The sequence below is a fragment of the Arthrobacter sp. SlRoot2-15 genome, assembly GCF_059739345.1.
Window position 1 is genome coordinate 3601811 of sequence record NZ_AP046058.1, and the last position, 9401, is coordinate 3611211.

Annotated in this window: 9 protein-coding genes; 6 read left to right on the top strand and 3 right to left on the bottom strand. The window is 68.2% G+C overall.

What is annotated here, in order from left to right; genetic code table 11:
- Window positions 1–8 precede the first annotated feature (8 nt).
- Window positions 9–1706: an FAD-binding dehydrogenase gene (locus AC6I9V_RS16690; protein WP_497900209.1), complete on the bottom strand. Its 1698-nt coding sequence runs from the start codon at window positions 1704–1706 to the stop codon at window positions 9–11.
- Between the two features lie 113 nt (window positions 1707–1819).
- On the opposite strand from AC6I9V_RS16690, the gene AC6I9V_RS16695 reads away from it, so the two are divergent.
- The gene (locus tag AC6I9V_RS16695) at window positions 1820–2893 is read left to right on the top strand and encodes a quinone-dependent dihydroorotate dehydrogenase (RefSeq protein ID WP_497900210.1); all 1074 of its coding nucleotides are present in this window, start codon (window positions 1820–1822) and stop codon (window positions 2891–2893) included.
- A gap of 101 nt (window positions 2894–2994) precedes the next feature.
- Here the strand turns inward: AC6I9V_RS16695 and AC6I9V_RS16700 are convergent, their stop codons facing one another.
- Window positions 2995–3594, bottom strand: coding sequence for a DUF3043 domain-containing protein (locus AC6I9V_RS16700; RefSeq protein ID WP_497900211.1), 600 nt, complete (start codon window positions 3592–3594; stop codon window positions 2995–2997).
- Window positions 3595–3689: 95 nt separating this feature from the next.
- Here AC6I9V_RS16700 and AC6I9V_RS16705 point away from each other — a divergent pair, with 95 nt between their 5' ends.
- The 5 genes from AC6I9V_RS16705 to AC6I9V_RS16725 all read left to right on the top strand — a co-directional run bounded on the left by AC6I9V_RS16705 (window position 3690) and on the right by AC6I9V_RS16725 (window position 8914).
- Window positions 3690–5114 carry a dipeptidase gene (locus tag AC6I9V_RS16705; protein ID WP_497900212.1) on the top strand — a complete coding sequence of 475 codons (1425 nt, stop codon included), beginning with the start codon at window positions 3690–3692 and terminating at the stop codon, window positions 5112–5114.
- Between the two features lie 197 nt (window positions 5115–5311).
- Complete coding sequence (locus tag AC6I9V_RS16710; RefSeq protein ID WP_138769282.1) at window positions 5312–5701, top strand: HesB/IscA family protein; 390 nt, start codon at window positions 5312–5314, stop codon at window positions 5699–5701.
- Between the two features lie 205 nt (window positions 5702–5906).
- Window positions 5907–6779, top strand: coding sequence for an aa3-type cytochrome oxidase subunit II (ctaC, locus tag AC6I9V_RS16715; protein ID WP_349414249.1), 873 nt, complete (start codon window positions 5907–5909; stop codon window positions 6777–6779).
- Window positions 6780–6791: 12 nt separating this feature from the next.
- Window positions 6792–8516, top strand: a complete 1725-nt coding sequence (gene ctaD / locus AC6I9V_RS16720; RefSeq protein WP_349414250.1) for an aa3-type cytochrome oxidase subunit I — start codon at window positions 6792–6794, stop codon at window positions 8514–8516.
- Window positions 8513–8914: a cytochrome c oxidase subunit 4 gene (locus AC6I9V_RS16725; protein ID WP_349414251.1), complete on the top strand. Its 402-nt coding sequence runs from the start codon at window positions 8513–8515 to the stop codon at window positions 8912–8914. The genes ctaD and AC6I9V_RS16725 overlap by 4 nt, the downstream gene beginning before the upstream one ends.
- 88 nt (window positions 8915–9002) lie before the next feature.
- Here the strand turns inward: AC6I9V_RS16725 and AC6I9V_RS16730 are convergent, their stop codons facing one another.
- A complete protein-coding gene (locus AC6I9V_RS16730; protein ID WP_497900213.1) occupies window positions 9003–9293 on the bottom strand; it encodes an HPr family phosphocarrier protein in 291 nt (96 codons plus the stop codon).
- Window positions 9294–9401: the final 108 nt, after the last annotated feature.

Genomic DNA, 9401 nt, shown 5'->3' on the forward strand with positions numbered 1-9401 from the left:
TCTGCAGGTTAGAGGGCGGCGGCCGAGGCGCGGCCCGCCGCTCGGCCGGAGAACAGGCACCCGCCCAGGAAGGTGCCCTCCAGGGCGCGGTAGCCGTGGATGCCGCCGCCGCCAAAGCCGGCCGCCTCGCCGGCGGCGTAGAGCCCGGCCACCGGACGGCCGGCGCCGTCCAGGACCCGCGAGTGCAGATCCGTCTGGATCCCGCCGAGGCTCTTGCGGGTGAGGACGGAGAGGCGGACCGCCAGCAGCGGCCCGTGCCGGGGATCGAGCATCCGGTGCGGCGGCGCCACCCGCATGATCTTGTCCGTGGTGAAGCTCCGGGCGGCGCGGATCGCCGCGAGCTGCGGATCCTTGCCCAGCCCGCTCGTGAACTGCCGGTCCCGGGACCGGACCAGCCGGTCCAGTTCCGCGGCATCGATGAGCGGCGCGCCGGTGAGGGTGTTCATCTTCGCGGCGAGCTCCGCGGGGCTGCCGGCCTGCAGAAAGTCCACACCTCGGTCCAGGAAGCGCTGCAGCGGGCTGTCGCCGGCCGGTTTCAGGCGGGAGGCGAGCAGCCGGAGGTCCTTGCCGGTCAGATCCGGGTTCTGTTCGGAGCCGGAGAGCGCGAACTCCTTCATGGCGATGGTCTTGTTCAGCACGAACCAGGAATGGGTGTGCCCGGTGCCGAGGATGTGCCGGAGCGCGCCTAGCGAGTCGAAGCCCGGAAACAGCGGTGCCGGGAGCATCCGGCCCGTGGCGTCGAGCCAGAGCGCGGAGGGGCCGGGCAGGATCCGGATGCCGTGCTGCGGCCAGACCGGGGAGTGGTTGTGGATGCCTTCCGGGTAGTGCCACATCCGGTCGCCGTTGATCAGCCGGCCGCCGGCACGGTCCACGGCGGCCAGGAAATCGCCGTCCACCGAGGCCGGCACACCGCTGAGCATCGACGCCGGCGCCCCGCCGCCGGGCCATTGCCGCCGGACCGCGCCGTGGTTCCCGCCGATGCCGCCGCTGGTGACGACGACGGCGCCGGCGGCGGCCTCGAAGGCCCCGGCGGCCGTGCGGGAGGACTGTTCGCCCCGGGCGGCGGTGCTGGGTGCCAGGACCTCGCCGCGGACCCCGCTGAGCCGGCCCGCCGTCGTCGTCAGTTCGGTGGCGCGGTGCCGGAAGTGGAAGGTGACCCGTCCGGCAGCCACACCCTCGCGGAGCTTGGCGAGGAAGGGCGCGACCAGCGCCGGGCCGGTGCCCCAGGCGACGTGGAAGCGCGGCACGGTGTTGCCGTGGCCGTCCGGGCCGTAGCCTCCGCGCTCGGCCCACTGCACCAGCGGGAACAGCCCGACGCCCAGGGAGGCGAGCCAGGCGCGCTTCTCGCCGGCCGCGAAGTCCACGTACGCCTCCGCCCACTGCCGGGCCAGGGCGTCCTCGGGCCGATCGAAGGCGGCGGAGGCGAGCCAGTCGGCCAGGGCCAGCCCGGCGCTGTCGCGGACGCCCAGCCGCCGCTGCTCCGGGGTGTTGACCAGGAAGAGGCCGCCAAAGGACCAGTGGGCCTGGCCGCCCGCCGCGGCCTCGGGTTCCTGGTCCAGGACCGCTACCCGCCGGCCCGCCGCATAGGCTTCGGCCGCGGCCACCAGCCCGGCGAGCCCGGCGCCGACCACCACCACGTCGGCTTCGATCGGTGCCCCGGGGGAGTGCGCCGGGCCGTGGCTGTGGACTGCATCATCGCTGGTCATGGCTTCATGCTAGCGCCCGGCGGGCCCATGTTTTGGCTGCTTCCATTGCGGGTTTGGCCCGGCCTGGGTGCCGGCATTTTGGTTTGCGCGGCCGGAACCGGAAAACTAGGGGCATGCGCGTATATCCCACCTTCTTCCGGCTCGCCTTCTCCTGGATGGACGCCGAGCGCGCCCACAAGATCGGTTTCCGGGGCATCCGGCTGGCCAACCGCTGCGGCGCCGGCCGGGTGTTGCAGCGGATCACCGCCCCGGCGGCGTCGCTGCGGACCGAGGCTTTCGGCCTGACCTTCCCCTCGCCGTTCGGGCTGGCCGCGGGCTTTGACAAGGAAGGCCACGGCATCGAGGCGCTGACCGACCTGGGCTTCGGCCACGTCGAGGTCGGCACCATCACGGGACAGGCGCAGCCCGGCAACCCCGCCCCGCGGCTTTTCCGCCTCATCGAGGACCGGGCCGTGATCAACCGGATGGGGTTCAACAACGACGGCGCCGCCGCCGTGGCGCCCCGGCTGCGCTCCGCCCGCGCCGCGCTGCAGCGCCGCTACCCAGGCGTCCGTCCGGTGATCGGCGTCAACATCGGCAAGAGCAAGGTGGTGGAGCTCGAGGACGCGGTGGCGGACTACCTGGTCAGCGCCCGCAGCCTGGCCCCCGCCGCCGACTACCTGGTGGTCAACGTGAGCTCGCCGAACACCCCGGGGCTGCGCCTGCTGCAGGACGTTGACACCCTTCGGCCGCTGCTGACCGCGGTGGGGGAAGCCGCCGACACCGCCGCGGGCCGCCACGTGCCGCTGCTGGTGAAGATCGCACCGGACCTCAGCGACGAGGACATCGACGACGTCGCCCGGCTGGCGCTCGATCTCAAGCTGGACGGCATCATCGCCACCAACACCACCATCGGACGCTCCGGGCTGGTCTCCAGCCCGGAACAGATCGAGGCGTGCGGCGCCGGCGGACTCTCCGGCGCGCCGCTGAAGCAGCGCTCCCTCGAGGTGCTGTCCCGGCTCAAGGCCGCAACCGGCGGCGCCGTCACCCTCGTCTCGGTGGGCGGCGTCGAGACCGCGCAGGACGTCCAGCAGCGCCTCGACGCCGGCGCCACCCTGGTACAGGGCTACACCGCGTTCCTCTACGAGGGCCCGTTCTGGGCGGCGCGGATCAACCGGCTGCTCGCCAAGCACCCGTCCCGGCGGTAGGCCGCGCGGCGGCGCACGCGCCACTCAGCCGGGGCACCTTGCCTCCGCCAACGAAAGAGCCCCCGGCAACTGCCGGGAGCTCTTCTTGTTGGAGGCGTGAATCAGGCGGGGAAGTCGCCGCGCTTGACCTGGGGCTTGGGCAGCCGCAGGCGGCGGAACTGCAGGGAGCGCATGGAACCGTACCAGACGGTGCCGCGCTCAACGTCGACGAACTTCTCGGAGAGGCGCTTCTTGAGCTTGCGGGACAGGATGAAGACGTCGACGAAGACGGCCAGGAACATCACCCAGAAACCGCCGAGGACATAGATCATCTGTTCGCTGCTCGCCGGGACCAGCAGGGAGATGATGACAAACACGAGGGCGCCGAACATCAGGTACTCGCCAAGGCTGAAACGGGCATCCACGTAGTCGCGGGCGAAGCGCTTCTGCGGGCCCTTGTCGCGCAGCGGCAGGAACTTCTCGTCGCCGGTGTCCATGGCCTGGCGCATCTTGAGCCGCTGCTCCGCGACGGCGGTGCGCTCGGCGGCGCGGGAGGCCTTGCGGTCCTCCGGAACCAGCGGCCGCTTCCGGGCGGCCACCTGGGCGCTGCGCTTGGGCGTGGGCGCGCCCTTGCCGATGGCGGCGTCCCGGGCTGCTGCCTCGGCTACCTGCTGGTCAACTACGTCCTGCGCCGCGGGCGCTTCTTTTCTACGTCCAAACACCCCTACAGAATACCCTGCCGAACACCGCGCCAGACCCAGTCCGCGGCCCCGTGGCGCTGTTTGTCGTGGTGCCGGACACGGGTAGTGTTTTGGCCATGACTTCAGAACCCGCGGGGATCCCGCAGCCCTCAGCCAGCGGCTCCATCAATGCCGCAGCCCTCCGCCAGGCCGTCACCGAATCCTTCGACGCCACCGTCGAACAGTTGAAGGCGCTCGTGGCGATCCCTGGCATCGCCTGGCCCAGTTTCGACCCCGCCCCGCTGAACGCCAGCGCCGAGGCCGTCGCCGACCTGGTCCGCGCCAGCGGTTTCGAGGACGTCCGGATCCTGCGCTGCGACAAGGAGGACGGCACCCCCGGCGGCCCGGCCGTCGTCGCCAGCCGCCCCGCCGCGGCCGGCAAGCCCACCATCCTGCTTTACGCCCACCACGACGTGCAGCCCACCGGCGACCTGGCGCTCTGGGAGACCGAGCCGTTCACCGCCGTCGAACGCGACGGCCGCCTCTACGGCCGCGGCGCCGCGGATGACAAGGCCGGCATCCTGGCCCACGTCGCCGCCTACTCCGCCGTGACCCGGGTGCTCGGCGACGAGCTCGGCCTCGGCGTGACCTTCTTTTTCGAAGGCGAGGAGGAGGCGGGCTCACCCACGTTCCGGGCCTTCCTGGAAACCCACAAGGAACTGCTGCGATCCGACGTCATTGTCGTCGCCGATTCCTCCAACTGGAAGGTCGGCATCCCGGCGCTCACCACCAGCCTGCGCGGCCTGGTGGACGGCACCATCGAGGTCAAGGTGCTGGACCACGCCGTCCACTCCGGCATGTTCGGTGGACCCGTCCTGGACGCCCCCACGCTGCTGGCGCGGCTGATTGCCACCCTGCACGACGACGAGGGCAGCGTGGCGATCGAGGGCCTCGTCAGCCGCGACGACGTCGCCGTCGACCTCACCGAGGAGGAGTACCGCAACGACGCCTCCGTGCTCGACGGCGTCAAGCTCGCCGGCACCGGTTCGATCGCCTCGCGCATGTGGACCAAGCCGGCGCTGTCCATCATCGGCTTTGATGCCCCCGCGGTGGACGTCGCCTCCAACACCCTGCTGCCGCGCGCCCGCGCCAAATTCAGCTTGCGCCTCGCCCCGGGCCAGGACCCGGCCGAAGCCATGGAGGCCGTTCGGCGGCACGTTGAGGCGAACGCGCCGTTTGGCGCTGAGGTGGTGTTCACCCCGGGGGAGAGCGGCAACGCCTTCCTCACGGACACCAGCTCCACCGCCGCCAGCATGGCGATGTGGGCGCTCGGCGAGGCCTGGGGCGTGCCCGCGGTGGAGACTGGGATCGGCGGCTCGATTCCGTTCATCGCCGACCTGACCGAGCTGTACCCGGACGTGCAGATCCTGGTCACCGGTGTGGAGGATCCCGATTCGCGGGCGCACAGCGCCAACGAGTCGCTGCACCTGGACGACTTCCGCAACGCGATCATTGCCGAGGCGCTCCTGCTGGCCCGGCTGAACGCCGAGGGCCTGGCCTGAAGTCCTGCCCTGAGGTCCTGTCCAGGCAGGCCCGCGGGTCCGCGCTTCCGGGGAACATCCGGCCGGCTCTGAGGGTTACGTCAGGAGTTAGAGCTACACGTCTGATCGACGTAGCATGTAGCTATAGCCCATACCGTTTAAGTAGGGGCGGGCACCGCGCAGGCGGAGCCGCCACGACCGTCGTAAGAAGGTAGGCCATGAGCACTACAACCAATGAAAACAGCGCCGACACCACCGTCCAGGCGGACCAGGAACTGGCCAGCCACGAGGTCCAGCTGACCGACGTCGCCGCCGGCAAGGTCCGCAGCCTGCTGGAACAGGAAGGCCGCACCGACCTTCGCCTCCGTGTTGCCGTGCAGCCGGGCGGTTGCTCCGGGCTGATCTACCAGCTCTACTTCGACGAGCGGCTCCTCGAGGGTGACGCCGTCCGCGACTACGACGGCGTCGAGGTCGTCGTCGACAAGATGAGCGTGCCGTACCTGAGCGGCGCCAGCATTGACTTCGAGGACACCATCTCGAAGCAGGGCTTCACGATCGACAACCCGAATGCGGGCGGATCCTGCGCCTGCGGGGACTCCTTCCACTAAGGGCTAAGGCCGGGCATTGAGCCCGGCCTTAGTGCCGTCCGGGGAGCGGTCGGCGGAAGCGCTCAAAACGCCTCCGACGCACGGTGCGGACATGTGGGCGAAAACTCGCGGGGAGCGGTAAGCTCTACACCGAGTAGTAAAACTTTTAGTGTGCCCGGAACGCCATCGGCGGCCGGGCGACAGCAACAAGTAGGAAGGGCCGTCTGTGAGTTCGCAGAACCGAACCGGCAGCCGACGCAAACAGATCACTACGATCACTGGCTTGGCACTAGCCGGCGCGTTGGCTTTGACTGGATGTTCACCAGAGGTACAGAAAGGGTGGCTGCCCACTGAGCGTGGCACCACCAACCACACTGACCGCATCATGGACCTCTGGGTCAACTCATGGATTGCCGCGCTGGTCGTCGGCATCATCACCTGGGGTTTGATGATCTGGTGCATCGTCGCTTACCGGCGTCGCAAGGGCACCGTGGGTTTCCCCCGCCAGAACAGCTTCAACCTCCCGCTTGAAGTCTTCTACCTGACGATCCCGCTCTTTATGGTCCTGGTGTTCTTCTACTTCACCGACCGCGACCAGCAGGCCATCGACAACCGGGACCAGCCGGCCGACGTCGTCGTCGACGTCCGCGGCAAGCAGTGGGCGTGGGACTTCAACTACAAGAAGGGCGACGTCGTCACCGGCGACGTCCACGAGGCCGGCGTCCAGGCGCACCTCACCGGCAACGAGGTGGACAAGGAAAAGCTGCCCACCCTGTACCTGCCGGTCAACAAGTCGGTTGACCTCGAGCTCAACGCCCGCGACGTCATCCACTCCTTCTGGGTTCCCGCCTTCCTGCAGAAGCGCGACATGATCCCGGGCAAGACCAACTACATCCGGTTCACCCCCACCAAAGAGGGAACCTACGACGGCAAGTGTGCCGAACTCTGTGGTGAGTACCACTCCGAAATGCTGTTCCGTGTGAAGGTCGTCTCCGACTCGGAGTTCAAGGCCCACCTGGACAAGCTCCGCCAGGACGGCAACACCGGATTGCTCGGCGAAGAGTACGACCGCAACCCGGCCCCGACCGAGAACAAGTAAGGGGAGCGCGAAGTGGCAACGACCTACTCTCAGCCCTCAGGGATCCTTGAGGCTCCCGTAGTACCGAAATCCAAGGGGCGCATCGTCGTCAACTGGATCACCTCCACCGACCACAAGACCATCGGGTACATGTACCTGATCGCGTCCTTCGTGTTCTTCTGCTTCGGCGGCGTGATGGCGCTGCTGATCCGCGCCGAACTGTTCGAGCCCGGCATGCAGATCCTGCAGACCAAAGAGCAGTACAACCAGCTCTTCACCATGCACGGAACCGTTATGCTCCTGATGTTCGCGACGCCGCTGTTCGCCGGCTTTGCCAACGTCATCATGCCGCTGCAGATCGGCGCCCCCGACGTCGCCTTCCCGCGGCTGAACGCACTGGCCTTCTGGTTCTTCCTGTTCGGCTCCACCATCGCCGTGTCCGGCTTCATTACCCCGCAGGGTGCCGCGTCGTTCGGCTGGTTCGCTTACGCGCCGCTGTCCAACACGACCTTCAGCCCCGGTGTGGGCGGTGACCTCTGGGTCTTCGGCCTAGCGCTCTCCGGCTTCGGCACCATCCTCGGTGCGGTCAACTTCATCACCACCATCATCTGCATGCGCGCCCCCGGCATGACGATGTGGCGCATGCCGATCTTCACCTGGAACACCCTGGTCACCGCCATTCTGGTGCTCATGGCCTTCCCGCCGCTGGCCGCTGCCCTCTTCGCCCTCGGCGCGGACCGCCGCTTCGGCGCCCACATCTTCGACCCGGAAAACGGCGGTGCCGTCCTCTGGCAGCACCTGTTCTGGTTCTTCGGCCACCCCGAGGTGTACATCATCGCGCTGCCGTTCTTCGGCATCGTCTCCGAGATCTTCCCCGTCTTCAGCCGCAAGCCGATCTTCGGCTACAAGGGCCTCGTCTACGCCACGATCTCCATCGCGGCGCTGTCCGTGACCGTGTGGGCCCACCACATGTACGTCACCGGCTCGGTCCTGCTGCCGTTCTTCTCCTTCATGACGATGCTGATCGCGGTTCCCACCGGCGTGAAGTTCTTCAACTGGATCGGCACCATGTGGCGGGGTTCCATCACCTTCGAAACCCCCATGCTCTGGAGCATCGGCTTCCTGGCAACCTTCCTCTTCGGCGGCCTGACCGGCATCATCCTGGCCTCCCCGCCGCTGGACTTCCACGTTTCCGACTCCTACTTCGTGGTGGCGCACTTCCACTACGTGGTCTTCGGCACCGTGGTGTTCGCAATGTTCGCCGGCTTCTACTTCTGGTGGCCGAAGTGGACCGGCAAGATGCTCAACGAGCGCCTCGGCAAGATCCACTTCTGGATGCTCTTCCTGGGCTTCCATGGCACCTTCCTCATCCAGCACTGGCTCGGCGTCGAGGGCATGCCCCGCCGCTACGCGGACTACATGCCGCAGGACAACTTCACCTGGATGAACCAGTTCTCGACCTACGCCTCCTTCCTGCTGGGCGCCTCGCTGATCCCGTTCTTCTGGAACGTCTACATCACCTGGCGCAGCAACGAACGGGTTACGGTCGATGACCCCTGGGGCTTCGGCGCGTCGCTCGAATGGGCGACGTCCTGCCCGCCGCCGCGGCACAACTTCACCTCGCTGCCGCGGATCCGCTCGGAGCGTCCTGCCCTGGACCTGCACCACCCGGAACTCTCCCAGTCATACACCGTCGACGCTCCTGCCCCGGCAGCGGCAGCGCTCGGTAACGCCGACCAGAAGGATCAAGCCCTGTGAAAATCGAATCAAGGATTTTTGGATTCGGCGTCTTCTTCTTCATCCCGGTCTCGGTAATCTACGGCTTCCTGACCGGCTGGACGGAATGGGTCGGCATCCTCGGTGTCCTGCTGCTGGGTGGTCTTGCCGGCATGATCGGCGCTTACCTGGGCTTCACCGGCAAGCGCGTCGGCATGCGCCCGGAGGACCGCAGCGACGCTGAGATCCACGAAGGCGCCGGCGAGCAGGGCCACTTCAGCCCCTGGAGCTGGTGGCCGCTGGTCCTCGGCCTGTCTTGCGCCGGCGGGTTCCTCGGCCTGGCCGTGGGCTTCTGGATCACATTCATCGCCGGCGGCCTCGCCGTCGTCGCACTGATCGGCTGGGTTTACGAATACAGCCGCGGTGACCACGCGCACTAGCGTCTACCGCTGATACCAACGACGTCGGGCCCCACCTTGTGGTGGGGCCCGACGTCGTTTGCGTTGGGTTAGGGCCTGAAGCCGCCGGTCAGCCTGCCTGGGACTCCAGCAGGATGCAGAGCTCGGCCAGGATTCGTTCGGCGTCGTCGACGCTGGACCCGGCCGGGACCGCCTCGGCCCGGACCGCCAGCTCCACCTCGCAGCCGCAGGGGAAATCCTCCGTCATGACCTCGAGGAGCGAGCGGGCGTCGACTCCGGGCCGTCCGTCCCGGCTGATCGTGACCGGCAGACCGCTCTGCGTCACGGCGCGGACAAAGACCGCCGCCGGGCGGGCGTGCAGTCCGATCGAGGCCTGGACGACCGCCTTGCGTACTGGCAACGGAAACTCCTTCAACTGGGAACATGTCCAGCGTAGCCGGGGGAGAGGGCGCCTGCGAACCGGGTCACGCGGTGGTCTAGACCTGCCCGGAAAGTGCCCTAGGCTTGA